Source organism: Paenibacillus sp. FSL F4-0097 (assembly GCF_038593125.1).
Lineage (GTDB): Bacteria > Bacillota > Bacilli > Paenibacillales > Paenibacillaceae > Paenibacillus_AQ > Paenibacillus_AQ odorifer.
Genome location: NZ_CP151965.1, coordinates 1,815,828 through 1,842,195, shown reverse-complemented (window position 1 = coordinate 1,842,195; position 26,368 = coordinate 1,815,828). Strand labels below are relative to the sequence as shown.

The window sequence follows — 26,368 nt, the reverse complement described above, 5'->3', positions numbered from 1 at the left end:
ATACGCACGAGCTGTTTATCATGTTGTCTGTTTTAGATCAACACATAAAGATTAAGGTATGACCAGCAGCTTTGCCAGTCATACCTTAAGTAAATTAAATCAATATAATTTGCATTAAACTATTTTTCCTTTTGTTCAGGCAGAGAAGTTAAAGTCTCGCTGGCTGCACTGGATGTTACTGATGGCTGAATATAAGTTGCAGGGGCAACTGCTGCGGTTGGTGTAACTGATGCTCCTTTGCTTCCGGAAGCTTTAGTGGTCAGCCCCTTGATCAGTGCCTCTACATCAATCCCTGAGACGCTCTTCAGCATCTCTGGAGCGGTGGACATTAGCTGAGTCACATAATTGCTGACCCGGGCTGCACCTTCCCCATTACCGGTATCTACAACGGTAAGTTTATCAATAGATGCTAGCGGCTTCGCAATTTGGCCAGCCAAATCAGGCAGCATTTTGACGATGATGTCGAGCACCGCTGCTTCGCCGAATTTCTGGAAAGCTTCCGCCAGTTTCTCTTTGGCTTCTGCTTCCGCTAGACCGCGCAACCGGATAACCTCAGCATCCGCTGTACCTTTAGCCAGCTCTGCATCCGCCATCGCTTGACCTTCAAGACGCTTCTGCTCAGATGTCGCTTTTGCTTGCGTTTCAATACTATATTGCAAGGCATCTGCCTCACGCATTCTCTTCGCCTTATCGGCTTCCGCCGCTTGCTCTACTGCATAACGATCCGCTTCTGCTTTTTTCTTCACTTCAGCATCATACTGCTTCTCGCGAACTTGAATTTCTTTGGCTTGCAAATCGATTTCACGTTCCTTACGTACCAGCTCAACCTTCATCTGTTCTTCAACAACGGTCTGCTTTGCACGTGCCTCTTGAATATGATAAGCCTGGTCGGCTTCCGCTTTCGCTGTATCCTGATCCCGTTTAAACGCAGCCACCTTAAGCTGGTTTTCCTTAGAGGCTTCGGCAATATTCGTATCCCGCAGCAGCTCAGCTTTTTGCCCTTGCTCTTCTGCGTTTGCCTTTTGAATTCTCGCATCCCGCACTGCTTCTGCTTCAGCGATCTCTGCATCCCGCTTCACAGCAGCTATCCGCGGTTTACCCAGTGCCTCTAGATATCCATGTTTGTCTCGCACATCCTTGATGGTAAAGGAAACAATTTGCAGACCCATTTTCTTAAGATCACGTGCCGCCACGCCTTGAACCTCTTGCGCAAAGCGGTCACGGTTACGATATACTTCCTCAACGGTCATCGAACCGAGAATGGCCCGCAGATGACCTTCAAGAACTTCTTGTGCTTCGCTCTTCAGTGCTTCAATCGGTTTGCCCATAAATTGCTCAGCAGCTGTCGCCACATCTTCCGTTGAGCTACCCACTTTAATGATCGCTACGCCGTCGGCAATAACCGGAACCCCTTGTTCGGTGTATACTTCCGGGGTCGTCACATCGAGTTTATGAGAAAGAAGCGACATAAATTCAGCCTTCTGAAAGACTGGGAGTATAAAGGCACCGCCCCCGCGTACAATCTTTATTTTACGACCAGAACCATCGTCTGAAATATGATTTTTCCCTAAGAACGACCCCGTTACGATCATCCCTTCATCGGGTCCAACCGTTTTGTAACGTGCCCAGAATGCGATACCTAGCACAAACAAAACAGCAACGACAACAGCAGGGACTAACAAATACTCAGGAATACCGAACATTAAAGATCCACTCCTCTTCTCTTTTCGAATTCTGACACCAATGCAACGCCTTCTCTAACCTCCACTACAACAACTTTAATCCCTGCCGGAAGCAGCTCATGATCAAAGCTTGCTGCCGTATGCAGGCTATTACCGGCGCCAAACTTTACCATAATCTCACCATAACCAGTGGCGGGAACAGGAATTGTGATTTCCCCGATCTTGCCAGGCAGATCACTCATTGAGAAACCATTGGACATTTCGCTTTTTTCCATGGGCTTAACCACCCCTAGATACATAAGTACTCCCAAAAAAGCGGCGGCTAACAAAGACAAAGCAATGATCGCCCCAGCTTCCAGAGCGCTGTACCGGGTTAGAAGAATGCCCGCTCCGCCGAACACGGTTATTCCTCCTGCCAGCACGGTGGGATTCAGAAAATCTACAGATACGAAATCAAAGGCCCCATGCAAGGCATCTCCGATCACATCGCCCACCAGGACGCTGACTATGGCAAATATGACGCCTAGCGCCAAGCAGCCTAAATACAGCGTTTGCATTTTTGTTTCCTCCTGTCTTCAATCAGGACTGTCATATTACATTAAACGTACAAAGTAGGTCCTTGGTTTCACAATCTTTGGATATTCACCCAAATAAGTTCCATTCAGAGGATAAGCATACGCACATTGACACTGTTTTATTACATACGATGGGGTTGTCCCAAAGCCGTCCAATAGTTGCTGAGGCGCTGATTTTTGTTGGAAAGTTACTTAATCTAAACAGCAAAATTTGTTGAATTACGGTCGTTTAAGGTGCGGTTTGAGCAGCCAGTGAGATTTCCTTACAAACCTTGGTTTGAAGAACACTTTCGCATACGAAGATGCTATGCTTCTTACGCCTCGGTCTATCGGACTCCGCAGATCCTATTCGCCGATTTATCCGACATTTGGCATGCTATCGGACCGCATAGTCTCTATTAGCATGAAAACCAGCAAATATAAGGCCATTTCGAAGCAATAGTGTCTCTGGTGTCCGAAAACTTGCTCAAAAGGCTGAAAATTCGCAAATAACGTCAGCTGGGTCCGTGGGTAGGGCGTGTATTGGTAGAGGAATCAGTCGTGAGGGGATCTTACAAACCCTAGTTTGTTAGGTAACACTCTCGCGCGTATAAAGAGGCTATGCTGCTTACGCGCCTCGGCCCATCGGACTCAACAGACCCTATTCGCCGATTTTTCCGACATTTGTTATGCTATCGGACCGCATAGTCTCTATTGGCATGAAAAACAACAAATATAAGACCATTTCGAAGCAATAGTGTCTCTGGTGTCCGAAAACTTGCTCAAAAGGCTGAAAATTCGTAAATAACGTCAGCTGGGTCCGTAGGTAGGGCGTATATTGGAAGAAGAATCAGTCGTGAGGAGATCTCACAAACACTAGTTGGTTGAGTAACACTCTCGCGCGTATGAAGAGGCTATGCTGCTTACGCGCCTCGGCCCATCGGACTCAACAGACCCTATTCGCCGATTTTTCCGACATTTGTTATGCTATCGGACCGCATGGACCTCTGTCAAGAAAGTGGACACTCACGCAACAGACATTCTAGTCAATTGCTCAGCAAAACGAACTGGAGAAAGATACCCCAGCGCGCCATGCATTCGCTTGCGGTTATAATAAAACTCAATATATTGAAAAAGTGTCTGGTAGGCTTGCTCCTTAGTTTTGAATCGTGGATTACAATAAATGAGCTCCTTTTTCAAAATGCTGTGCCACGACTCGATACAGGCGTTATCATAACAGTTACCTCTGCGGCTCATGCTGGACTCCATGCCATACGCTTTCAACTGCTGCCTGTATTCATGAGAAGTATATTGAGAACCTCTATCGGAGTGATGTAATAGACCCTTTTCCGGTTGTTTAGCTTCGTAAGCATCTTGTAAGGCGCCCGAAATTAAGCTAGTTTCCATATGGTTCTCCAAGCGCCACCCCACGATTTCGCGCGTGCAAAGGTCCATCACACTAGCCAGGTACAAGCGCCCTCCCCGGCAAGGAATGTACGTAATGTCGGTAACCCATACTGAATTGGGTTTGAGTATTTTAAATTGCTGGTTCAGCGTATTCGGGGCAATCGGATGGTCATGATTGGAGTCGGTGGTCTGTACGCGATACGTTTTGGAGACAATGGAGCGAAGCTTCATATGTCGCATGTACACACTCACCGTGCGTTCGGTAACGGTATAACCTTCTTGATGCAACAGGCGGGTGATCTTCGGACTCCCATACCGCTTTTGATGGTCTGCAAAATGATACTGAATTCGCTTCATTATCGCAGCCTTACGAAGCATATGCGTACTGGTTTTTTCTGTCCGCCACTTGTAGTACCCGCTCCGTGACACATGTAGGGTCATGCACATCTTCTCCAAGAGAAACTCGGAGCGATGTTTTTCAATAAACTGGAATCTCAGTTCCTTGGTTTGCTGAAGATGTGCACTGCTTTTTTTACGATCGCTAATTCCTCTTCCACATCAGCAATCTTGTTATCTTTTTCTTGAAGTTGTCGGCTCATTTCTTTCAACTGTGCCTCGAGTTCCCGTACTCGATCCACGCTAGCTGCCGGTTCATTCTTTAGTTCTCGATACTGGCTCATCCATTGATGCAGGGTACTTTTTGGGATGTTGAGCTCTTCCGCCAAGTCGCCCACTGTCTTTGTTTGCTCTTGAATGAACTGCACTGTCTGTTTTTTAAATTCTTCGTTATACCGTTGTCGATGTTCTCCCATGTGAACACACCTCCGTGGACTCATTATCGCCAGTCTGTTAACTACTGTCCACTTTTCATTCTAGCTTCAGCATAGTCTCTATTGGCATGAAAAACAACAAATATAAGACCATTTCGAAGCAATAGTGTCTCTGGTGTCCGAAAACTTGCTCAAAACGCTGGAAATTCGCAGATAACGTCAGCTAGGTCCGTAGGGTAGGCGTGTATTGGTAGAGGAATCAGTCGTGTGGGGATCATACAAACCCTAGTTGGTTAGGTAACACTCTCGCGCGTATGAAGAGGCTATGCTGCTTACGCCTCGGCCTATCGGACTCAGCAGACCCTATTCGCCGATTTATCCGACATTTGGTATGCTATCGGACCGCATAGCCCCTATTGGCATAAAAACCAGCAAATAAAAGACCATTTCGAAGCAATAGTGTCTCTGGTGTCCGAAAACTTGCTCAAAAGGCTGAAAATTCGCAAATAACGTCAGCTGGGTCCGTAAGACTCCCGAGGACGGTCGACGGATTAGATTACGGGTGCGAACAGTGATTGATGAGGTACGGGCAGCGGCAGCGGAGGCGCGGGCAGCGGCAGCGGAGGCGCGGGCAGCGGCAGCGGAGGCGCGGGCAGCGGCAGCGGAGGCGCGGGCAGCGGCAGCGGAGGCGCGGGCAGCGGCAGCGGAGGCGCGGGCAGCGGCAGCGGAGGCGCGGGCAGCGGCAGCGGAGGCGCGGGCAGCGGCAGCGGAGGCGCGGGCAGCGGCAGCCGAGTTTACGGTCAGAAGCATAGGAGGCGCAGTCGGCGGTAGCGGAACTTGGGACGTGGGCGAGTGAAGTTGTGCAAGAGGAGCAAGTCACACTAGACCATAAACACCAAGAAGCGATTCCTCCATAACGAGGAATCGCTTCTTTGACATGCTTTTGCGGCTTCTAGAATAAAGAAATATGGTCTCTTTCCGTAGAAGAGTTACTTACAAAGCCATTTTATAAATCTCAACTACATCTTCACGCTCAAGCTTGCGGAAATTACCAAACGCTCCGAAACGAACAGCCTTGTCAGCCATACTGCCGATCTCGCTGTCATCAATATCATAATCACCAAGTGTCTTCGGCGCACCGATGGAATCCCAGAAATTACGCAGAGCCTCGATACCCTCCAACCCGATTTCTTCATCAGTCTTGCCAGCAGGATCAACTCCGAACACATTTACCGCAAGCTTGCGGAAACGTGCAGGGTTTGTGCTGAGGTTATATTTCATCCATTGCGGGAACAAAATCGCCAAACCTCCGCCATGCGGAATATCGTATACAGCCGATACTGCATGCTCGATATTATGAGTCGCCCAATCTCCGGCAAAACCCATGCTGACCATTCCGTTAAGCGCCATCGTACCGCAGTACATGATGGTCTCACGCAGCTCGTAGTTATTCAGATCTTTGATAAGCTTCGGCGCGGTTTCAATTACAGTGCGCAGCAAAGTTTCACAGAAACCGTCTTGTACCGGTGTATTGCCGTCTGTATGGAAATAGTGCTCCAGAACATGTGACATGATATCCACCATGCCATAAACGGTCTGATCACGTGGCAGAGAAAAAGTGTTCTCTGGATCAAGAATCGAAAATGCCGGGTAGGCATGCACGCTGCCCCAGCCCATTTTTTCCTTAGTAACCTCGTTTGTGATTACAGAGCCGTTATTCATTTCAGATCCCGTAGCAGCCATTGTCAGCACTGTGCCCAGTGGAAGCGCGTCTTGGGCCGCTGCTTTACGCTCTACAAAGTCCCACATATCACCATCATATTTCGCTCCAACAGCAACAGCTTTTGCACAGTCCAATACGCTTCCGCCCCCTACTGCGAGAACAAGGTCAATATTATGCTCCCGGCACAGCTCTACGCCTTTATGTACTGTGGAAAGACGTGGATTGGGTTCTACTCCAGAGAGTTCAGTCACTGTAGCGCCTATTGAACTCAGCTCAGCAACTACTTTATCGTACAAACCACTGCGCTTGATACTGCCACCACCGTACATCAAAAGCACATTTTTACCGTACTTAGGAACCTCCGTCTTCAAGGCTTCAAGGGTACCCTGTCCAAAAATCAGCTTGGTAGGATTATAAAATTCAAATTTACGCATATGTGTAAACCTCCAGTAGTTAATTCATAATGTCTTACTCCTTCGTATTATAAACCTCTGATTACCCGCATTCAAATTAGGTGGCTGGATTTCGTCATTCCGAATAAAAAAAGATGCCCCAAGCCCATAGGCTTGAGGACATCCTTAAATCCAAATTCACTTACTACAAAGCACCGAATCTTGTTACAAAACGGCGGAAAGCCGCTTGACCTTCTGGAGTCCGTTTGTAAACGCCAGCGTGTTCAAGAATATGCGTAAACTTGATGCCAACTTCGTTCTGCACAATCTTGAGCGCTTCCTCGTGTTGCAGTGCAGTTCCGAATCGCTCCACCAGCTCCTGAATCCAAGCCGCATGCTGCGCAAGAGAATGACTAGGGTCATTCTTCACCGCTTCTAACAGCGCTTGATCTCCTGCAAGAATACCTGCGATGGAATCAAGTTCTTCCTTCAAACGGCCCGGCAGAATCGCCAGTCCCATAACTTCAATCAAGCCGATGTTTTCTTTTTTGATATGATGCATTTCCCGGTGCGGATGAAAAATCCCTTCAGGATATTGCTCATTAGTCCGGTTATTCCGCAGCACAAGATCCATCTCGAAGCTGCCGTCCTCGGCCCGGCGGACGATAGGAGTAACGGTATTATGAGGTTGTACTTCACCGTCAACCTCACTAAAGGCTAGCACTTCCGCCTCTGGATCGCTGTAGGCTTTCCAAGCTTCATAAAGCGCATTTCCGCATTCCAGTAGAACCGCAGGATCTTCACCATTTAAGCGCAATACGGACATCGGCCATTTTACGATATTAATGCTGACACCCGGATAAGAAGCATGTGTAAATGTATCTTCCTTAGGCGCTTTTTGAATCGGGAACGTGTGGCGTCCGCCCTGAAAATGGTCATGCGTCAGAATAGAGCCGCCAACAATCGGCAAGTCTGCATTTGAGCCAATAAAATAATGCGGGAATGTTTCCACGAAGCTAAGCAGCCGCTTCAAGGTATCCTTGGTAAGCTTCATTGGCACATGATCATGATGGAATACAATACAGTGCTCATTGTAGTAAACATATGGCGAGTATTGGAAGAACCATTTTTCATTATTCAGGTTAAGCGGAATGATACGCAGGTTCTGGCGCGGCGGATGATTGATCCGTCCGGCATAACCTACATTCTCACGGCACAGCAGACATTTCGGATAGACTGGCGGCGGGAGCAGCCGAGCCATCGCAATTTCCTTCGGATTTTTCTCAGGCTTGGACAAATTGATCGTCATTTCAATGTCTCCGTACGGCGAATCCTGCAGCCAATAGACATTCTTGGAGATCCGATCCATCCGAATATAGTTCGAATCAATGCTCAATTTATAAAAACGGTCTGTAGCCGCGGAGATGCCTTTTTCAGCAGTCAGACTATAGAACTCAGCATTTACATCCGAAGGACGTGCCATGAGAAGTCCCATAATCTTGGCATCCAGCAAGTCACGGTAAGTGTCACTATTCTCTGGGATCAATCCGATTTCAAAACCATAATCAATCAGTGCATCGAGTGGAGCCTGCGGCCCTTCCAATGGACTTTGATCGATGTCACCTACATGCGGCTCACTGAAACCGAACTGTTCGAGCAGCACATTACGGCTATAATCTTCATCGGATGGAGCTATAAGCTGCTGGCGCAGTGCGAACAGAACAAGCTGCTCAATCGCATGTAATGCTTTCTGGCCAGCAGGCGTAATCTTATTCTCGTTGTGCATTTTAATTCTCCTTCAGTAGGGTCTCAAGTTCAAGATAAGCTAACCTAAAGTCCCTTATTCTCCGTATCCTTGCGGATTGGCAGAGTGCCAGTTCCATGCACTTTGAATGATATCTTCCAAATCTGCATGCTGCGGGTTCCATCCAAGGACGCTACGCGCTTTGTCGGAGGAAGCTACCAGCACAGCCGGATCGCCGGCACGGCGTTCTTGAATGACTACAGGAATTTCAAGTCCAGTAACCTTCTTCGCCGTTTCAATCACCTGTTTTACCGAGAATCCAAGTCCATTGCCCAGGTTGAAAATATTGCTGCTGCTTCCACTGCGCAGGTAAGTTACCGCACGGACATGGGCGTCAGCCAGATCGCTGACATGGATGTAGTCGCGCACACAAGTACCGTCTTCTGTAGGATAATCATCTCCGAAAACTGCGATACTGTCACGTTGCTTCAAGGCCGTTTGCAATACCAGCGGCACCAAATGACTTTCTGGACGATGGTCTTCACCGATTTTACCACTGGCATGTGCGCCAGCTGCATTGAAGTAACGCAATGCTACGTATTTGATGCCCAGTACTTTGTCAAACCAAGCCATCATCCGTTCCATGGTCAGCTTAGTTTCTCCATACACATTGGCTGGTTCAGTGCGGTCTGTTTCTTCAATCGGCACCTTTTCCGGTTCGCCGTAGGTTGCAGCTGTGGATGAGAATACGATCTTGTTCACGCCAGCTTTTTGCATAGCTTCTAGAAGACATTGTGTACCATATACGTTGTTGTCATAATATTTTACAGGGTCCTTCATGCTTTCTCCGACCAAAGAGCTTGCAGCAAAATGGATAACCGCTTCAATCTCATTTTCAGCGAACAGCTTACCCAGCAGTTCTTTATCACGCAGATCACCTTCGTACAGCTTGCCACCCAGCAGTGCCTCACGATGCCCTGTTAGCAGATTGTCGAGGACCACCACTTCTTCGCCACGATCCAGCAGCTCCGCTACAGTATGAGACCCAATATACCCTGCTCCACCTGTTACTAAAATCGCCATCTGATTACACTCCCTTCAATTCTTGGACACCATTACCGATGCCGCAAACGTAGAACTCGCCAACCAAACCAGATCTTGTGGTATAGGCTTCACCAACTTCACGAATAAAACGTTCTATATCATCTTCATGTACCAAAGATACTGTACAGCCTCCGAAACCCGCGCCAGTCATACGGGAACCGAGTGTACCTGGGATGCGCCCAGCTTCTTCAACCATAATATCAAGCTCTGCACAGCTAACTTCATACAAATCGCGCAAGGACGCATGCGAATCATTCATGAACTGTCCAAATTGCTTCAGATCATTGTTTTTTAATACCTCAACGGAATCTAGCACGCGTTGATTCTCTTCCACAACATGGCGAGCGCGGCGTCTTACAATTTCGTCTGTGATTTTATCTTGATGTGCTTCGAACTGTTCACGATTAAGCTGTGCCAGATAAGCTAGTGAAGGCACTTCTTTTTGCAAAATAGCCAATGCCTCATCACACTGCTGTCTGCGTTCATTGTACTTGGAATCTACAAGCCCTCTGCGTTTGTTCGTGTTGCCGATAACCAATTTGTATGAACCTGTGATGAACGGTACCAAATTGTACTCAAGTGTGTCGCACATCAGCAAGATCGCATGATCGCGTTTGCCGTTAGCAACTGCGAACTGATCCATTATTCCGGAGTTTACACCTACATACTGATTCTCAGCACGCTGGGACAAAAGTGCAATCTCTACAGTGTCTGTATCGCCACCTTCGAGAGTCAGGAACGCATAAGCAGTAACGACTTCAAGAGAGGCCGAGGAGGACAAGCCTGCTCCATTCGGAATATCGCCATGGAACAGCAGATCGTACCCTTTGGATACTGGGGTGCTTTTCTTATCCAGCTCAACCATTACCCCAATCGGATAGTCAATCCATTCACCAGTTTTGGCCTTGCCAATTTCGCTATAATCAATAGAAGCTTCGTAAGGAAAATTAGTTGATGCAAAATTCACTTTGCTGTCACTACGTGGACGCACAATCAGCGTTGTACCGAATTCCAAAGCTGCGGGAAGTACATACCCGCCGTTATAATCCAAGTGCTCTCCGATGAGATTGACACGACCTGGTGCATAAAACACCTTAGCCTCTTCCCCGCTCACCCCATATTTTTCAATAAATTTGTTATTAAGTTCCTGTATGCTCATTAATGCCACTCCATCCTTTCGCTGCTTCAGCCAGTGGGAATTAGTAAAGCGTTCTTTATGTACTCATTATAATAGATTCATTCATCCTCTGATAATGCAATCATGTGTGTAATGTATGGATAAATGTGACTTCCCATAATATAATAATTACATATATTACTGTTACTCTCTAAACTATAAGCCATTAAATGACATTAACACAAGAAAGGCTGTCCCAAATGGAGCATACTTATTCCGTAGGATCCAATCCCGTGTATTACGATAAACAGAACCTTCATGTACTGTTTGCCGGCCAGAGTCAGACACTGCCCATGCATCAAGCTGGACCCAAGATCTATGATTATTATTTGCTGCATTTCATAGAATCTGGCTCGGGTGTTTTCCGTACAGAACATCATAAATATGAGTTGGGTAAAGGAGACTGCTTCTTGATCCATCCGGGACAATTAGTCAGTTACGTCTCTGATAAAGATCAGCCCTGGTGCTATCGCTGGGCAGCATTTACTGGCAGCGAAGCTGACGATCTGGTGCTGCAGACGGGGTTCACACCACAACAACCCGTGGTGACCACAACAGGTGAAAGCCTCATTCCAGGTGCCCTGTCCAGCATCATGCAAGCCTTCAACGCCAACAAAGAAAGTGCCCATCTGACTTCGCTTGGGTATCTCTATCTCATTGTCGGCGAGGCAGCTGATTTGCTCTCTTCCTTCTCCCGTCTTCCCGGAACAGAATCACAGGTTAAGCGTACTGTGAAGCAAATGATCCACTATATGGCTTCTCAATATGCGCACCCGGTCTCTATTGAACAAATGTGTGATACGCTGGGTTATAATCGAGCCTACCTGTCCCGTGTATTTAAGCAAGAGACCGGATTATCTCCGGTGACCTACTTGCTGAAGCTGCGTATTGAAAAGTCCAGACAGCTGCTGCGTGAACGACCGGAGCTGTCCGTGGAACAGGTAGCAGCATCCGTGGGGCTCACCGATGCTTTATACTTCTCTCGCCAATTCAAACGGTTTTGTGCCCAGTCACCGACGGCTTACCGGATGACTACAACGAGACAAGCAGAGAAACCTGAACGTTAGTTTGACCTTTAATTTATAAATCCACCTTACAACAACAGCCCGTCTTCCTTAACTTAAGGAACCGGGCTGTTACTGTGTTCAATACGCTATAGTTCTGTCTTTAGAATCGTTTCAATCCGCTCTAACTCCTCTGGACTGAAATCAGGCTTAGCTAAAGCAGCTATATTCTCTTCAATCTGATCCACTCTGCTTGCTCCAATTAGGGCAGAAGTAACCTTGCCCCCCCGGAGTGTCCAAGCCAGTGCAAACTGAGCCAGACTCTGTCCTCGCGAAACTGCAAGCTGATTAAGTGCGCGAATCCTCCGCTGCACCTCCGGTGTAATCCGGCTCTCATTCAAGGCGGCAGACGGCTTGGCAGCCCTTGATCCCTCTGGAATACCATTCAAGTATTTGTTGGTTAACAAACCTTCAGCCAGGGGTGTAAAAGCGATGCTTCCTACACCACTTTGTTCCAGTACATCCTGTAAGCCGCCCTCAATCCAACGATCGAGCATAGAATAACTAGGCTGATGGATTAAGAGCGGTGTGCCCAGGCTTTTTAGAATGCTGAGGGCTTCAGCCGTCTGCTCCGCATTATAGTTGGATAGTCCTATATATAAAGCTTTGCCAGAACGTACCGCATAATCCAGCGCCTGCATGGTTTCTTCAAGCGGTGTTTCCGGGTCTGGACGATGAGAGTAATAAATATCAACATAATCTAGGCCTAGCCGTTTCAGGCTCTGATCCAGACTAGCCAGCATATATTTACGCGAACCCCATTCACCATAAGGGCCGGGCCACATGTTATACCCTGCTTTTGTAGAGATCACTATTTCATCACGATAAGGAAACATATCATTGGCAAGAACTTTACCGAACAGCTCTTCTGCTGAACCAGCTGGTGGACCATAGTTGTTGGCCAGATCAAAATGGGTAATTCCAAGATCAAAAGCACGAGTGATCATTTCTCTGCCGTTCTCGTAATTATCGATCCCACCAAAATTCTGCCATAATCCTAATGAGATTGCTGGGAGCTTGAGACCTGAGTTCCCGCAACGATTATAACGCATGTTGTCATACCGTTTATCGTCTGCTACATATACCATTGCTTATCCCTGCCTCTCATTACACGCTGTTGTGAGCCTACCTTATCTTTAAACTTCTGAGCGTAATAATAATCTGGCAAGAGAAACCAAAGGACAGCTTTTTCCTACTAGCCTAATAGATCCTTGACACTGCCCATTACTTTTCCAATTCGATCTGTAATCAGCAGATCTGCCCGGTCATCATAAGGTGTGGGATCTCCGTTCAGCAGCACCGTACGTTTGCCCCGGAAATAAGTCACCAAACTGGCCGCAGGCTGAACCGTTAGCGAGGTTCCGCCAATAATAAGCATATCTGCAGAGGCAATCGCAGCGACAGAGCCCATAAGCACGGAATGATCCAATTCTTCTTCATATAAAACCACATCCGGCTTGATAATTCCGCCACATTCCGGGCAGCGAGGAACGATCTCAGTCATTTCCAGCAGTTGATCCAGCCCGTAATACCGTGAGCAGTCCATACAATAGTTGCGATGGATCGAACCATGCAGCTCAAGTACACTACGGCTACCCGCCTGCTGGTGCAGGCCGTCAATATTTTGCGTAATCACCGCCTTCAGCTTCCCCTGCTGTTCCAATTCCGCTAGTAGCTGGTGCGCACCATTCGGACGGGCCTCTGGATGAATCATTTTACTGCGGTAAAAATCAAAAAAAATGTCCGGTGAGGACATGAAAAAAGTGCGGCTCAGCATCACTTCAGGTGGATAAGGTGAATTGTGCTGAGTTTGATATAATCCAGCTGCGGAGCGGAAATCGGGAATTCCACTCTCTGTCGACGTACCCGCCCCTCCGAAAAAAACGATGTTGTCACTTTCTTTGATCCAAGAAGCAAGTGTCTGCAATTGATCCATGCTAAGTAGCACATCCTTTCCTTTTATTAGCTGATCAGTAAGTGATCCGAAGCTCATTAAAACCGGAAATGATTACATCTGCGTCTATAAGGTGCTCCCCATCACCACTGGCGGAAATCCCAATTGCGAGGCGAAGCCCTGCACCTTTACCTAATTGCATATCGGCATTACTGTCCCCAATAATAATCGTCTCTTCAGGCGAAAGCCCTAGCTCCCGGCAGGCCAATTCAGCCATTTCAGGAGCGGGTTTTCCGTTTTTTACCCTGTCCCTAGTAACTACCGAATCAAAATAGCCTGCCACATTAAGCCATTCCAAATGCTCTCCAGTGGTCTTTGCCCCGTCGGAGGTAACCACGCCAAGCTTAAGGGATGCCGCAGAGCATTGCTCCAAAAAAGAATGAAGTCCCGCTAAAGGCTGTGCCATACGGCGTCGGCGTAATTCATACATCGCGTTTTTAGTTATGCTTTTCACACGGGTCAGCGCTTCATTCCAAGGAACTCCTGCTGCATATAGCTGCCACGCGAGTACACCGTAACTTTCTTCCTCTGTAGCCATAGTAAGCGGCCCCGCCGGGTCGTACCCTATTAACTTCCCTTGCGGATCATGTTGCGTACCCAGCACCTTGCTGCGCTCTACAATAAATCCCGCTCCCATGATCGCTAGTTGATCTTCCAGTCCGCGCAGCACAAGCTCCGCCCAATTCCCCCAGGTGGCTAATAGATCGAGTAATGTCCCGTCTTTATCAAACAATATTCCAGAGCAGGGAACGCATTCATCGTTAATGTGTAATACTGGCATGAATTGTTTCCTCCCTCTGTTGAATGACCCGTAACTACCTCAAATTTCCCAGCCAATCCAACAGGGCACTTACTGTGCGACCCTGCTGCTCTTGCTCGGATATTGTGGCTTCGCCGTCCCCCTTCTGAGGCCCGTAGCTGCCAAATTGCGCATGATTCCCACCTACAATTGAACTATAAACTGTATTATCTGGCAGATAGGAGCGCCCTTTGTTGTAGCTGTCTCTGTCAATCACTTGATCCTCAGTACCCACAACTGATAACACTGACAAAGTAGTCTCTCGTAGACTGCCCTTTTCATCTGGATAAGAGGCTAAGAAAAATACACCTTCCAGCTGGTCCGTATGCTCAATTGCGTAACGTGAGGCCATGACACCCCCAAGTGAATGTCCACCCAGCACAAAAGATTGCTTCGGATGTACACGAATAATCTCTTCTGCGGCATCCCCCTTCGTTACGGCTAAATTAAACGGCATTTTGGCGATGTAGAAGGGATGCCCTGCAGCAGCGACGCTCTTCGCAAGAGGGGAGTAAGCTTCCGGTTTAACCAAAGCCCCAGGATAAAATATAATCGAGGCGCCTTTAGTAATGGAAGGTTCGAACGAAATCCAATTATCATTCTGTTCGACGGTAACTCCACCACTTGAAATCAGTGCGGTTTCGGCTTCTTGAGCCGGTGCATATGGCGTTAAATACTTCCATATCAGCAACCCGGCTACAACTAAAATAATCAATACAAAAATAGCGACGCGACGCTTAGTTATTCTTCTCTTCAACATGTTCCACTCCCAGATGTTAATGCATATAAAAATTATAGTGGAATCCCTCTAATCTAACAACCTTCAACACATCGCCACATTTCGCACACATGATAACGCTTTCTATTGTGACTTAATTCACAATTAAATCAAAGAAAATCTAGTATTTTAAAATTAAATTAATTTGCATACAGCATAATTTGGAGGCTAAATCATGGTAGGGGAAAACTCGCTGGAAACGCGCGGAGAAACCTTTTTTCTCAACCTGCGTTTTATGCTTATTATCACTGTTTTTGCCGGTAATGCAATTGAACCTCTGATTAACAAAATGAGCGGAATACACGGATTATATATGTGGATTTTCAGCTTTCACATGCCGCTGTTCGTACTGGTGACCGGCTATTTCGCCAGAAAAAGCCTTGCCGGAACTACCGGCCGCAAAATGCTGCTGCAAATTGGATTGCAATACCTCATTTTTCAAAGCTTATATTCCGCACTCGACGTTTCCCTCTTTCATGTAAGCAACATCCAGCATTCCATTTTCGCACCCTATCTGCTTCTATGGTTTCTGGCCAGTCATGCCTGCTGGCGCCTCCTGATGCTCGGAATGAGCAGATGGTCAATAACCGCTAAGCTCCTCTTCGCTGTAACAGCGGGGGTGGCTGTGGGATATCTCCAGCTGGACGGTGTATGGTTTAGCATCAGCCGTACCTTTGTATATTTGCCTTTTTTCATTATCGGCTATCATTTCCCCTTCGAAACCTTCGTCAAGCTCTATCAGAAATATATCAAAATCTTTGCAGCAGCAGCCTCCGTTCTACTCCTTGCCATCATGGCTACATGGGGAGCAGGATTTCCCTTTGGCTGGTTATATGGCAACATGACCTATATGCAGCTTGATGCCAATGTATGGTATGCAGGCGTATACCGCCTGGGACTGTACGGACTACAAATTGTCGCTTCACTCGCTTTCCTCGGTCTTGTACCTTACGGAGCAAGCCGCATGACCGACTGGGGACGCCGCACGTTGTATGTCTTCCTGCTTCATGGTTTTATCGTTCGTCTGGCTGCCGTTTCTGGGATTTACACCTATATTGGCAATGCTGCTGGGGCAGTAGTCCTGCTGCTCACCGCCGTATTATTCACCGTATTGCTGGCTCAGCCGTCAGTTAAACGGCTCTTTCACCCGCTGGTTGAGCCGTCCGTTGACTGGATGATCACCCTTCAGCGTGCCGCCCTACGCCGCACACTCTGATTTTACATCCAGAACAAACAAAGCAAGGCGGTTCCCTGGATACGAAGATTCGTTTCCGAGGAACCGCCTTGCTTTGTTCATCTCCTAAGCTAAAGTTCTACTTCATCCTGGTCCATGGTATATTTCACCTTCATCATAATATGTTGTTCATAATCGCCAAACTGACGCCCGAACAGGTTAAGTCCGCCTTGATGAACTGCATCAGGGTTGATTCCAATGCGCAGCCGCAATTTGGGGCTCCGGTTAATCAGAAGATCATTTAAGGAAACATTCGACACCTTCTCCATATCAAGTGTCGTCTTTTCATGGTCAACACGCCAGGTCTTGAGAAACCCGTATTGTGTGGATCCATCCCACCACCAGTTCGGATTCAGCTTGCCCCGCCGGTCACCGAAATCACCGGGACTGGTCCACATGCCAATCTCCGATCCATTCACCCACACGGAAATGTTCGAAGGCCAGTTCTGGTCATAATTCGGAGCTTCCGAACAGATCTCCATGGATAATTCCAGCGATTCAATTTGTGCTCCGGAGGGGATATCCATAGGCAGCAAATATTCCAGGAATCCTTTGCGGAGCCAGATCAGCTGAGCGTTGACATGTTTAGGGTGATAAAAGCTCGACGGTTCATCTTCTTTGATAATAAGACCCTCGCTATTAGCCATTCCGCAAGTAGGAGATACCTCACAGTCGCTATAATGACCGATCGGCATCTCTACTTCATAGACATGAGTTAATCCCTTTGGCATCGGCTCTTTTAAATTCAAGGCAATATGAAGATCATCATAATTCCGGCTGCAAACTTTCATCGCCCCGCGTGAAGCCGGAAGCAATTCTGTATGAATTAACTCTGCTGCTTCTAATACTTTAATATTGCTTGCTACCGTCGACACTGGAAGCTTCAGCCTCTCAGCGATTTCAATAATATTTAAGTTTTTGGAGTTTAAGAGCCGAAGTATATCAACCCTAGAACGGGTTGATAAAGCATGCGTTACTGTGACTAATTTTTCCGGGTCGTTTAAGCTAAGTTCCAGCACAAATCAGCTCTCCTTGTATCCTAATAATTATCCTAATCTTACTTCTTAATGAGATGAAAAACAATTACAACTACAGGCCCTTTCACCTAGAAATGACCTCCGGAAAACCGGAAGCCATCTCGTAGGTCTCTTAGGTTTGTTCGATTCACAATGGCTTAATATCAATGAAATCAATTTCTCCGTAACCTTCGCCTTTGGTAAAACGAAGCTTGTTCATGCCTGCTTTCAGTTGAATCCGAGCTGTGGACAGCCCCCAATTCTCCCACCCTTTATTGGTGATATAGAATGGGCTGGAAGGTCCTGCATTGACACTAAGCTGAAAATTCGACCAATTCCCGCCAGCCGTTCCATTCGCCGTTCGAGCCAAAAGAATATATTCGCCTGCGGCAACCGTATCAACTGAAAATTCCACGTAACTGTCCGGCGTATCAATATGACCCGCCTTAAGCCCACCCGATCCCTTGGGACTCGAAGAGGCATAGGCATCGCCGCCAAATGTCCCTTTTTCCGCTTCGTAGCGGGTATGCATGGTTTCACCTGAAGGCAAAGTTATCGGAAGATTAGGGTCAACGGGAATGCCCAGATTAGGTGTATGATCAGCATTCCAGCTGAATTTCTGCATCCGCACCTCGCGGTTCCAGCCAGCGTTATTGTATTTGGCGACATGGTACATGATCCAATCCTCTTGGCCGTCAGGAGACTTAGTAAACGAATGGTGTCCAGATCCGTAAAGTCCATTGCCCGAGGAAAAGATAGGCTGATTGCGTTTATTCCATGATGCCGGATCTAACAGATCACTGGAGATGTCTGCGGTGATCAGTCCCAGACAATAATCATTGGTCCAGCTTCCACTTGCCGAGTAGACCAAACTAATGACTTCTCCATTTATAATCACCTGCGGTCCTTCATTCACATTTGGGGAATGAATCGTTTCCCAGCTATACGTTGGTCTTGAAATCTCTACGCGTTCGGAATCAATGGTCCAGGGATTACTCATATGCGCGATATAGAGATTCTGCCGCACATTAACATTCCCCTCCCAGCCGGACCAGATAAAATACAGCTCGCCGTTCACTTGCAGCACAGTACCGTCTATAGCCCACTTATTGCTTGAATCTGTGATCTGGCCTTTGTACTGCCAAGTTCCCTGCATCGGGTCTGCCGCTGTGTTCTCCATTACATACATGCGGTGGTTTACGTTATCTCCGTCGTCCATCGCATAGTAGATATACCAAGCTCCGTTTATATAATGTAGCTCAGGCGCCCAGATGCCGCTACCGCCCGTGTTGATAACTTTAGTAGGCGCTGCATCAATAGTGGTCAACTGGGCTGACTTCCAGAGAGTAACATTGCCACCTGTTGTTTTGGTGAAATAATAGAAGCCATCTGTATGTTTATACACCCATGGGTCCGCCCCGTCCTGCATAACCACGTTGTAAAAGTCATTATGATCAGAGAAAGCTAAGGTCACCTTCCCCATTGGAAGAATAAGAAGAACACTTAAGGCGACCAGACATTTTTGCCGGAAATTCACTTTCATAATCTATCACATTCCTTTCGAATGAATAGTTTCGTAGCGCCTCTAATCTTCAATTGCAGCCTTACGCGCATTGATGCGGCGGATACGCTCGGGGTCGAACTTCGGCTGTCTGTCATAAGTGTACAGTCCATTAACTTCCTGCTCCACATCGTACAGCTGGGTATAGCAGAATCCAAACATCAGCGGATGATCTAATAGAACATTCGTCAACCCCTCGTAGCGTTCGATAAACATTTGCTCTGAGGTCGGTCTGTCCCCATACCCCCATGATTTTTCATCTTTCTGCTGTGGGTTCCACCAAATTCCGCCATATTCGCTGATGAAGTAAGGTTGACCTTCATACGTTTGGCGATCCGGGAAGGTATTAAATACTTCGCCGCCATGCTTCATCGGTTCATATCTGTCCCGGAACGTCTGCGGATTCTGGTCATAGTCATGAAGATCGAAGATATCTGTAGCCACATGGAAGTTACCGCTTGTATCAATTACGGGACGTGTTGGATCCATACGTTTTGTTACGTCGTAAACAATCTGTAGCACGGCGTTATGCTGCTTCACACCGTCCCGATCCCAGGTCTCATTAAAAGGGCACCAGCCGATCAGCGCGGGATGATTGAAATCACGCTGCATACCTTCGAGCCATTCCGGCAGGAAGTGAGACAGGCTATCCGCTCCAGTAATATTCAGCCCCCAATTGGCATGTTCTCCCCAGACAAGATAACCTAATTGGTCAGCCCAATAAAGATAACGCGGCTCAAAGATCTTCTCGTGAAGTCTCGCGCCATTGAAGCCAAGCCCCATTGAGATTTCGATGTCTCTGCGCAGATCTTCATCAGTAGGAGCGGTATAGATTCCCTCCGGATAAAAACCTTGATCCAGTACTAACCGCTGAAATAAGGATTTCCCATTGATCCGGAATGCCATCCCATCCAGTCGTACCGTGCGGAGTCCAAAATAAGAATGGACCACATCACTCTCCCGTCCCTGACAATGCAAGGACAACTTCAGGTCATACAATCTGGCGTTTCCAACTTCCCATAAGTGAATCTCTGACAGTGGAATCGTAAGTTTTATAGAGGGCCCGGAAACAATCACACTGCTGTCCCCGACGGGTTTGCCGCCATAAAGAGCAGTAGCGCTAAGCGTGTCCCCCGCAACGTTCCCTTGTACCTTCATTTCGAGGTGCACACAGCCATTGTCGGGATCAGCGACAACTTTCAGATTAGACAGATAGGTCTCAGGCACTTGCTCAAGCCATACCGTCTGCCAGATTCCTGTAGTGCGTGTATAGTCGCAGCCGTGCGAATGGAACTGTTCACTCTGCTTGCCCCGCGGCTGTCGCCCCGATCGAACGTCATCTTCAGCATATACAGTAATCACATTACCGCCCGCTAAAAGATTAGAAGTAATATCAAAGCTAAACGGAGTATATCCTCCGCGATGCGTACCTATGGATACGCCGTTCACCCAGACCTCCGCCATATAATCAACGGCGCCAAAATGAAGGATAACTCTGCCATTTGTCCAGTTCTCCGGCACGGTAAACTCCCTTTTATACCATACAGCAGCCATAAAATCTTTGTATTCTACGCCGGACAGCCTGCTTTCCGGACAGAAGGGCACAGTAATTGTCCCTGAGAGATTATGTTCGTTAACAGGGTATCCGCGTTCCTTCCCACTTTTGCCATGATCAATTTCGAATTGCCACTGGCCGTTCAGATTGATCCACTCTGGTCGAACAAAGTCAGGGCGGGGATATTCAGGACGCGGAAGCGTTGCTTGTTGTGTCATGGTGTAACTCCTTTTAATAAATGTTATTTATTTGATATGCATCATGATGTTGCGGATCGCTTCAAGCGGAGCTTTGGGCTGTCTATCATAGGTGAGCAGTCCGTTGATTTCCTGCTCGACATCCGTCAGCTGGGTATAGCAATAACCTTGGATCACCGGGGAAGTGAACATCGGGTCAACCACAGCCTTGAGCTTCATCAGGAAATCCTCTTCGTTCTCTGCCCCAGAATAACCCCAGCCCTCCCACTCACTTTTCTTGAAGGCAATTCCACCAAACTCGGATACGAGAATCGGCTGGCCTTGATACGAAGCTCCACCGACAAATATTTTGCGGTTGGCCGGCATCGCATTTACAGAAGATTCAACCGTGGCGTATCTATCCTCCAGCACTTCCTGATGGCTCTCATAGTCATGAATAGTCACCAAATCTGTAGTCATATGCTCCCACCCATCGTTATACACAACAGGTCTCATCTCATCCAAGGATTTCGTTAAATGATACATTGCCAATCCGTGCTGCTGCTGGCGTGTATCAATCTGGACATTGGGAACCCCCCAACTCTCATTAAGCGGAACCCAGGTCACGATACAAGGATGGTTATAGTCGCGCTCGATGATCTCCTGCCATTCCTTCGTGAAGCGGCGGACATACTCCTCGGAATATTCGTAAGCATTGGCTGCCTCACTCCATACCAGCAGGCCGAGCTTATCACACCAATACAGGAACCGGGGATCTTCTGTCTTCTGATGTTTCCTCACCCCGTTAAAGCCCATTTCCTTCGTCAGCTGGGCATCACGTTTCAGCTCTTCGTCTGTAGGTGCGGTTAGTATCCCGTCAGGGAAGTACCCCTGATCCAGCACCAGTCTCTGGAAATATGGGCGGTTATTCAAGCATAGCTTGCCATTTTCAATCGACACCTTGCGCATGCCGAAATAACTCGCCGCTTCATCAATTACTTCCTCATTCCGAAGCAATTGGAATTGAATATCATACAAATTCGGATGCTCAGGGCTCCATAAACGTCCAAGACCATGATCCGCAAAATCCCCCAAGCCGATAGCCCGCAGCTGCTCTGCATTCTTGATCATATATTGATCCTCTGCGATCACTTCACCGTCATACGATACCGTTATGCGCAGCTTGAGCGGATCAGCAGACTTAAATCCTTGCAGAAAGGTCCGAAGCCGGATTTCATTGCGGTCTATATCAGGTGTCATCATAGTTTTACTCAGATGCACTGCAGACAGCGGTTCAAGCCAGACACTCTGCCAGATTCCGGTTGTGCGGGTATAAAAGATGGCAGCAGACTGCTCCAGCCAATATTGCTTGCCCCGCGGCAAGGTGACATCGCGGCTGAAATCCTCTGCGCGCAGTATAATGGTATTATTTCCTTTGATCAGCGAAGGAGTGATATCGGCCTGAAATGGCGTATGTCCGCCTTCATGCACGGCCACCAGCTGACCATTCACCCAGACTTTTGCCAAATAATCAACGGCGCCGAAATGGAGGACAATCCGCTTCCCGTTCCAACCCTCAGGAACTTCGAAAGTTCTTCTATACCACACAACATCATGAAATGAAGGATCTTCAATTCCGCTCAGCTTGCTCTGAAACGCAAAGGGCACTTGAATAACCTGTGAAAATAAACCCTTTGTGTCCGCCCGATACCATTGTTCTTCCTCACCGACATCTTCATCATCAAACGTAAAATCCCATTCTCCATTTAGGCTAAGCCAATCCTTACGGGCAAATTGGGGTCTTGGATATTCTGGACGTGGAACGGATGTGCTGCTTGCTTCTGTCAACATGGTGTACTTCACTCCTATTAAATAATTTCTATATAAGATGAACTTGTTTTTTTGCCCGCTATCCTTTAATCGAACCTACGTAAACACCTTTAACAAAATATTTTTGCAAGAAAGGATATACCATTAATATAGGAAGCGTAGAAACGACAATCGCGCAATACTTAACCAGCTCGCGGAAAGCCGTCTGGCTCTGGGCGCTATCGATGACTACCCCGCCTGCACTGCCGATCGAGGTTGCGGTTGCATCATTAGCTACTAATATTTCCTTCATTAATAGCTGCAGCGGGAACAGCTGTCTGTCCTTCAACAACACCATCGCATTAAACCATGAGTTCCAGTTCCCCACTAAATAGTATAAAAAGATTACGGCCAGCGTAGCTTTGGACAGCGGTAGAATCACATTCGTTAAAATATGGGCCTGACTTGCCCCGTCAATAGTAGCCGCCTCTTCCAATTCCTGCGGAATGGCTTGAAAGCTAGTTCGTAAAATAATAATGTTCCATGTGCTTAAAGCACTTGGCAAAATCATGGCCCACAAATTATTGTACAAACCAATATCCTTCATTAATAAGAACCAAGGAATCAACCCGCCACCAAAGAACATGGTGATTGTAATCAGGATCATGATGAAGTTTTTAAAATACAAACCTCGTCTGGACAATACATAAGCTCCCAGAATGGTCATGATCATGTTGACTAATGTGCCTAACCCTACATATATAATCGTGTTTTTATAGCCGTTGATCAGACTGTTATCTTTAAACACCAGCTTATAGCCATCCAAAGTGAACCCCAGCGGTTTCAGCAAAATCCCTTTATGAGCAATCAACATGCCGGGGTCGCTGACGGAAGCAAACAGGATATGCAGGATCGGATAAAAACACACCAAGGTTAATGCGGTCAGCAGAGTATAAAGCGTGCCGTCAAACACTCTGTCGCCGATGGATTTATGTTTTCGTCTTTTTTTCGTTTTACGCTGCAAATTATCTTTCATAGCTGTCCCTCTTTCTTACCATAAGCTGACCTCGGACCTGCGTTTGGCTATTGTATTTGTCATCCAGAGCAGCCCGAAGTTAACGATTGAGCTGACCAAGCCCACAGCCGTAGAATAACTAAGACTGGCTTCTCTTAAACCGCGACGATAAACATAAGAGGCAATAACATCCGCCGTATCATAGATCAGAGGATTGTACAGCAGGATAATCTTCTCGTACCCGGATGACATCAACCCGCCGATGGCAAAAATAAACAGAATGATGATAACTGGGCTGATCTGCGGCAGCGTAATATGCCACATTTTTTTAATCCGTCCCACTCCGTCAATTTCAGCAGCTTCATATAATGAAGTATCGATGGAACTCATCGCCGCAAGGTAGATGATGCTATCCCAGCCGATGCTCTGCCAAATGCCGGAGAAGGTATAAATCGGCCGGAAGAACGAAGAGTAGCCGAGCAGTGAAGAGTACTCTTTTCCGGTAATAAATTGCAGGATTTGCGTGATAATCCCTTCATCTGCGGCAAAGATATGAATGATCCCGCATACCACCACCAGGGAAATAAAGTGCGGCATATAGGTGATCGTTTGGACCACTTTTTTAAACTTAACCCCACGGATTTCGTTCAGCATCAAGGACAGAATAATCGGGGCTGTAAATCCAAAGGCAATCCCCCAAACATTGAGGAGAAGGGTGTTTTTAACGACCCGCCAGAAATAAGGCCCTTGGAAAAAATCAATAAAGTGCTTAAACCCTACCCACTCGCTCTGGCCAAACCCCAGCAGGGGTTTAAAATCCTTGAAGGCGATCATAACCCCCCACATCGGCCCGTAGCAGAAAATCAGGAACCATGCTACAACAGGGACGGCCAACAGATAGACAAACCAGTTCTTTTTCAAATCCTTCTTAATCACTAGCTTGGTATTTTTAGGTTTGGCGTCCTGAGGAATGGGCTTTATCGCTCTGTTTTTTCGTAATATTTCCATAAAACAACCACCTATCGTTTGTTATATCGATCTAAGGCTGCCTGATGGATACTCAAAAACTCTTCCAGTCCCATGCTCTGAGCTTCTTTCAAAAATTTATCATAGGCATCTACCGGCAGGTCTCCCATTATGATTTTTGCAAAATACTCTCCGCGCAGTGTCGACAGCTGGTTTCCAAGCTCGGCTTCCCGCGAAGCTTCATCCTTGGTAAAGGAAATAGGTGGCATAGCCATACTGGTGTCCATATTTTCAGTCCAATTCTTGCGAATGTCTCCCGAATAACTTCCTTTGGCAGCGATCAGCGGGTTGGAATGATGCTCATCCCGGATATCCGGCCAGTTGTGCATCCGGTATTTCCATAAGGTTGTCGATACGGGCTGACCTTCAGGGTCTTTAAAGATATAACTGTTCTCTGGATAATAAGGCATTCCCGTGTCATCAATCAGGTGGACCGTGCCGTATTCACCAAAGTTAATCAATTCCCAGCCCTTTTTACTGTAATTAAAATCAAGTCAAGCCATTGCCGCTTCTACATTTTTGCTTTGCGTTGTGATCGCAGCTTCGATCCCCGCTCTTTTGAAATTTTTGTACGTGGTTGCGGACTTATCTCCTTTGTTTAGAACCGGGTTCAGTGCCCCCACAAAGTCGATACCGCTTTGCTCTTTCCAATAACTCCACATCGTATCCGGAGAGTCCATCATCATCGCGGTATCTCCCGAAATGGCACTCGCCATTCTCTGGTTAAAGTCTGCCGTTGCCCAGTCCGGGTTCAGTAATCCTTCTTTGTTCCATTGCTGCATGGTGGTCAAATATTCCTTAGCTTTCGGCTGTGCTGGCCCCCAGGCCACTTTGCCATTCTCATCAAGGAACGTCCAATCCCATACTCCATATGCGCCATTTATGATGCCGGTAAAAATCTGGCCGTAAGTAGAGCCGTAATTAAGTGGTGTTTTGTATCCGACTTCCTTTGCTTTTGTCAGGAAGGTATGCCATTCATCAATCGTATTTGGAACTTCAAGCCCTGTTTTATCCAGCGCCTCTTGCTTAATCAACGTTCCAAACCAAGTCCACTCTGAATATGGGGCGATGCCATAAAAGCCAAGCAGCTTGCCGTCATCCGTGACCGTGGTTTTTCTTCTTGATTCATCCGAATTGCGCCACTTCGTATAGTTCGGAGCATTTTTCTCCATCAGATCTGTCAGATCGATATAAGCGCCGTCATTTACGCCCGCTTCAAAACCTCCCGGATAACGTCCCGGCTCAATGATAATGTCAGGCAGTTCACCGGAGGAGATCATCAGCGTGAAGGCATCCGCTTCCTGGCCGATTGGCGGCGTGATGAAGTTTACTTTGATTCCCGTTAATTGCTCCACCTGCTTCTGGACAGCATGATTGTTCATATCCGGAATATTGGAATTCGCAGGCATCCATACATCCAGAACCACATCACCTTTAACAGGATAAGCTGAGTAATCATTTGGAATGACTTCATCGAAAACGTCGCCGAGGTATGTATCATTCAAGGAATGATTAACTTCGTCGATTTGCTCTTGCGTTGGGGCTGTATTGCCGCGTATGTCTGCGCTGATATCTGTAAACTCAACCGGGTCTTTGGCTGTGCTCTCGTTCTCTTTGTTGTTGGAGCCACCGTTATCAGCCCCATTGTTTGCACTGTTGCCACTACATGCTGTTACAGTCGAAATGATCAGTATTAACACAAATAAAAGACTAAAAAAACGCTTTGCATTGTTCTTCATACTTAACCTCCCACTATAAAATATTTGCCACAACGCCTTAAGCAAATCCAAAGCTTGGAACCACGCTCCTTTTTGCCCTGTAGATAACT

At 47.2% G+C, this 26,368-nt stretch carries 22 protein-coding genes; 2 read left to right on the top strand and 20 right to left on the bottom strand.

Annotated features, from left to right (window positions below):
• Positions 1–119: 119 nt before the first annotated feature.
• The 8 genes from MHH86_RS08005 to MHH86_RS07970 all read right to left on the bottom strand — a co-directional run bounded on the left by MHH86_RS08005 (position 120) and on the right by MHH86_RS07970 (position 10,535).
• Positions 120–1,703 carry a flotillin family protein gene (locus MHH86_RS08005; protein ID WP_081383764.1) on the bottom strand — a complete coding sequence of 528 codons (1,584 nt, stop codon included), beginning with the start codon at positions 1,701–1,703 and terminating at the stop codon, positions 120–122.
• Complete coding sequence (locus tag MHH86_RS08000; protein WP_036683577.1) at positions 1,703–2,239, bottom strand: hypothetical protein; 537 nt, start codon at positions 2,237–2,239, stop codon at positions 1,703–1,705. The genes MHH86_RS08005 and MHH86_RS08000 overlap by 1 nt, the downstream gene beginning before the upstream one ends.
• Positions 2,240–3,262: 1,023 nt before the next feature.
• A complete protein-coding gene (locus MHH86_RS07995; protein WP_235219498.1) occupies positions 3,263–4,126 on the bottom strand; it encodes an IS3 family transposase in 864 nt (287 codons plus the stop codon).
• Positions 4,127–4,137: 11 nt separating this feature from the next.
• The gene (locus MHH86_RS07990) at positions 4,138–4,455 is read right to left on the bottom strand and encodes a transposase (RefSeq protein WP_036683594.1); all 318 of its coding nucleotides are present in this window, start codon (positions 4,453–4,455) and stop codon (positions 4,138–4,140) included.
• Positions 4,456–5,406: 951 nt separating this feature from the next.
• Positions 5,407–6,570, bottom strand: a complete 1,164-nt coding sequence (locus tag MHH86_RS07985) for an iron-containing alcohol dehydrogenase (protein WP_076104936.1) — start codon at positions 6,568–6,570, stop codon at positions 5,407–5,409.
• Between the two features lie 163 nt (positions 6,571–6,733).
• Positions 6,734–8,314 (bottom strand): UDP-glucose--hexose-1-phosphate uridylyltransferase, encoded by a 1,581-nt coding sequence (locus MHH86_RS07980; RefSeq protein ID WP_342479685.1) that lies wholly within the window; start codon positions 8,312–8,314, stop codon positions 6,734–6,736.
• A 54-nt stretch (positions 8,315–8,368) separates the two neighbouring features.
• Complete coding sequence (gene galE, locus MHH86_RS07975; protein WP_076126362.1) at positions 8,369–9,355, bottom strand: UDP-glucose 4-epimerase GalE; 987 nt, start codon at positions 9,353–9,355, stop codon at positions 8,369–8,371.
• 4 nt (positions 9,356–9,359) lie between these two features.
• Positions 9,360–10,535 (bottom strand): galactokinase, encoded by a 1,176-nt coding sequence (locus tag MHH86_RS07970; protein ID WP_076126360.1) that lies wholly within the window; start codon positions 10,533–10,535, stop codon positions 9,360–9,362.
• Positions 10,536–10,753: 218 nt separating this feature from the next.
• Between MHH86_RS07970 and MHH86_RS07965 the strand changes: the two genes are divergently transcribed.
• Entirely contained in the window at positions 10,754–11,620 is an 867-nt protein-coding gene (locus tag MHH86_RS07965) for an AraC family transcriptional regulator (RefSeq protein ID WP_036680991.1), read from the top strand.
• Between the two features lie 86 nt (positions 11,621–11,706).
• On the opposite strand, the gene mgrA is transcribed toward MHH86_RS07965, so the two are convergent.
• The 4 genes from mgrA to MHH86_RS07945 all read right to left on the bottom strand — a co-directional run bounded on the left by mgrA (position 11,707) and on the right by MHH86_RS07945 (position 15,130).
• On the bottom strand, positions 11,707–12,705 hold the full coding sequence (gene mgrA, locus MHH86_RS07960) for an L-glyceraldehyde 3-phosphate reductase (RefSeq protein WP_036680989.1): 999 nt from the start codon (positions 12,703–12,705) through the stop codon (positions 11,707–11,709).
• A 107-nt stretch (positions 12,706–12,812) separates the two neighbouring features.
• Positions 12,813–13,553: an NAD-dependent protein deacylase gene (locus tag MHH86_RS07955; RefSeq protein WP_036680987.1), complete on the bottom strand. Its 741-nt coding sequence runs from the start codon at positions 13,551–13,553 to the stop codon at positions 12,813–12,815.
• A 34-nt stretch (positions 13,554–13,587) separates the two neighbouring features.
• A complete protein-coding gene (locus MHH86_RS07950) occupies positions 13,588–14,352 on the bottom strand; it encodes an HAD-IA family hydrolase (RefSeq protein ID WP_036680986.1) in 765 nt (254 codons plus the stop codon).
• A 34-nt stretch (positions 14,353–14,386) separates the two neighbouring features.
• Complete coding sequence (locus MHH86_RS07945; RefSeq protein WP_076272353.1) at positions 14,387–15,130, bottom strand: alpha/beta hydrolase; 744 nt, start codon at positions 15,128–15,130, stop codon at positions 14,387–14,389.
• A 193-nt stretch (positions 15,131–15,323) separates the two neighbouring features.
• Here MHH86_RS07945 and MHH86_RS07940 point away from each other — a divergent pair, with 193 nt between their 5' ends.
• Positions 15,324–16,364, top strand: a complete 1,041-nt coding sequence (locus MHH86_RS07940) for a fucose 4-O-acetylase (protein WP_340950554.1) — start codon at positions 15,324–15,326, stop codon at positions 16,362–16,364.
• An 89-nt stretch (positions 16,365–16,453) separates the two neighbouring features.
• Here the strand turns inward: MHH86_RS07940 and MHH86_RS07935 are convergent, their stop codons facing one another.
• The 8 genes from MHH86_RS07935 to MHH86_RS07900 form a co-directional block, all read right to left on the bottom strand.
• Positions 16,454–17,401 carry an ArsR family transcriptional regulator gene (locus MHH86_RS07935; RefSeq protein ID WP_036680981.1) on the bottom strand — a complete coding sequence of 316 codons (948 nt, stop codon included), beginning with the start codon at positions 17,399–17,401 and terminating at the stop codon, positions 16,454–16,456.
• Between the two features lie 145 nt (positions 17,402–17,546).
• A complete protein-coding gene (locus tag MHH86_RS07930; protein ID WP_342479684.1) occupies positions 17,547–18,941 on the bottom strand; it encodes a family 43 glycosylhydrolase in 1,395 nt (464 codons plus the stop codon).
• A 42-nt stretch (positions 18,942–18,983) separates the two neighbouring features.
• The gene (locus MHH86_RS07925) at positions 18,984–20,732 is read right to left on the bottom strand and encodes a sugar-binding domain-containing protein (RefSeq protein ID WP_342479683.1); all 1,749 of its coding nucleotides are present in this window, start codon (positions 20,730–20,732) and stop codon (positions 18,984–18,986) included.
• Positions 20,733–20,759: 27 nt separating this feature from the next.
• A complete protein-coding gene (locus tag MHH86_RS07920) occupies positions 20,760–22,541 on the bottom strand; it encodes a sugar-binding domain-containing protein (protein ID WP_094903122.1) in 1,782 nt (593 codons plus the stop codon).
• Positions 22,542–22,599: 58 nt separating this feature from the next.
• Entirely contained in the window at positions 22,600–23,535 is a 936-nt protein-coding gene (locus tag MHH86_RS07915) for a carbohydrate ABC transporter permease (RefSeq protein WP_036680976.1), read from the bottom strand.
• 15 nt (positions 23,536–23,550) lie between these two features.
• The gene (locus MHH86_RS07910; RefSeq protein ID WP_036680973.1) at positions 23,551–24,522 is read right to left on the bottom strand and encodes an ABC transporter permease subunit; all 972 of its coding nucleotides are present in this window, start codon (positions 24,520–24,522) and stop codon (positions 23,551–23,553) included.
• A gap of 11 nt (positions 24,523–24,533) precedes the next feature.
• The gene (locus tag MHH86_RS07905; RefSeq protein ID WP_342479682.1) at positions 24,534–25,001 is read right to left on the bottom strand and encodes a hypothetical protein; all 468 of its coding nucleotides are present in this window, start codon (positions 24,999–25,001) and stop codon (positions 24,534–24,536) included.
• Between the two features lie 33 nt (positions 25,002–25,034).
• Entirely contained in the window at positions 25,035–26,279 is a 1,245-nt protein-coding gene (locus tag MHH86_RS07900; RefSeq protein ID WP_342479681.1) for an extracellular solute-binding protein, read from the bottom strand.
• Between the last annotated feature and the right edge of the window lie 89 nt (positions 26,280–26,368).

Excerpts from the sequence above, each read along its gene's own strand:
- MHH86_RS08000 (WP_036683577.1), bottom strand. The coding sequence starts at position 2,239 with ATGCAAACGCTGTATTTAGGCTGCTTGGCGCTAGGCGTCATATTTGCC.
- MHH86_RS07980 (WP_342479685.1), bottom strand. The coding sequence starts at position 8,314 with ATGCACAACGAGAATAAGATTACGCCTGCTGGCCAGAAAGCATTACAT.
- MHH86_RS07920 (WP_094903122.1), bottom strand. The coding sequence starts at position 22,541 with ATGTTGACAGAAGCAAGCAGCACATCCGTTCCACGTCCAGAATATCCA.
- MHH86_RS07900 (WP_342479681.1), bottom strand. The coding sequence starts at position 26,279 with ATGAAGAACAATGCAAAGCGTTTTTTTAGTCTTTTATTTGTGTTAATA.
- MHH86_RS07955 (WP_036680987.1), bottom strand. The coding sequence starts at position 13,553 with ATGGATCAATTGCAGACACTTGCTTCTTGGATCAAAGAAAGTGACAAC.
- MHH86_RS07985 (WP_076104936.1), bottom strand. The coding sequence starts at position 6,570 with ATGCGTAAATTTGAATTTTATAATCCTACCAAGCTGATTTTTGGACAG.
- MHH86_RS07950 (WP_036680986.1), bottom strand. The coding sequence starts at position 14,352 with ATGCCAGTATTACACATTAACGATGAATGCGTTCCCTGCTCTGGAATA.
- MHH86_RS07940 (WP_340950554.1), top strand. The coding sequence starts at position 15,324 with ATGGTAGGGGAAAACTCGCTGGAAACGCGCGGAGAAACCTTTTTTCTC.
- MHH86_RS07910 (WP_036680973.1), bottom strand. The coding sequence starts at position 24,522 with ATGGAAATATTACGAAAAAACAGAGCGATAAAGCCCATTCCTCAGGAC.
- MHH86_RS07930 (WP_342479684.1), bottom strand. The coding sequence starts at position 18,941 with ATGAAAGTGAATTTCCGGCAAAAATGTCTGGTCGCCTTAAGTGTTCTT.
- galE (WP_076126362.1), bottom strand. The coding sequence starts at position 9,355 with ATGGCGATTTTAGTAACAGGTGGAGCAGGGTATATTGGGTCTCATACT.
- mgrA (WP_036680989.1), bottom strand. The coding sequence starts at position 12,705 with ATGGTATATGTAGCAGACGATAAACGGTATGACAACATGCGTTATAAT.
- MHH86_RS07925 (WP_342479683.1), bottom strand. The coding sequence starts at position 20,732 with ATGACACAACAAGCAACGCTTCCGCGTCCTGAATATCCCCGCCCTGAC.
- MHH86_RS07945 (WP_076272353.1), bottom strand. The coding sequence starts at position 15,130 with ATGTTGAAGAGAAGAATAACTAAGCGTCGCGTCGCTATTTTTGTATTG.
- MHH86_RS07915 (WP_036680976.1), bottom strand. The coding sequence starts at position 23,535 with ATGAAAGATAATTTGCAGCGTAAAACGAAAAAAAGACGAAAACATAAA.
- MHH86_RS08005 (WP_081383764.1), bottom strand. The coding sequence starts at position 1,703 with ATGTTCGGTATTCCTGAGTATTTGTTAGTCCCTGCTGTTGTCGTTGCT.
- MHH86_RS07970 (WP_076126360.1), bottom strand. The coding sequence starts at position 10,535 with ATGAGCATACAGGAACTTAATAACAAATTTATTGAAAAATATGGGGTG.
- MHH86_RS07990 (WP_036683594.1), bottom strand. The coding sequence starts at position 4,455 with ATGGGAGAACATCGACAACGGTATAACGAAGAATTTAAAAAACAGACA.
- MHH86_RS07965 (WP_036680991.1), top strand. The coding sequence starts at position 10,754 with ATGGAGCATACTTATTCCGTAGGATCCAATCCCGTGTATTACGATAAA.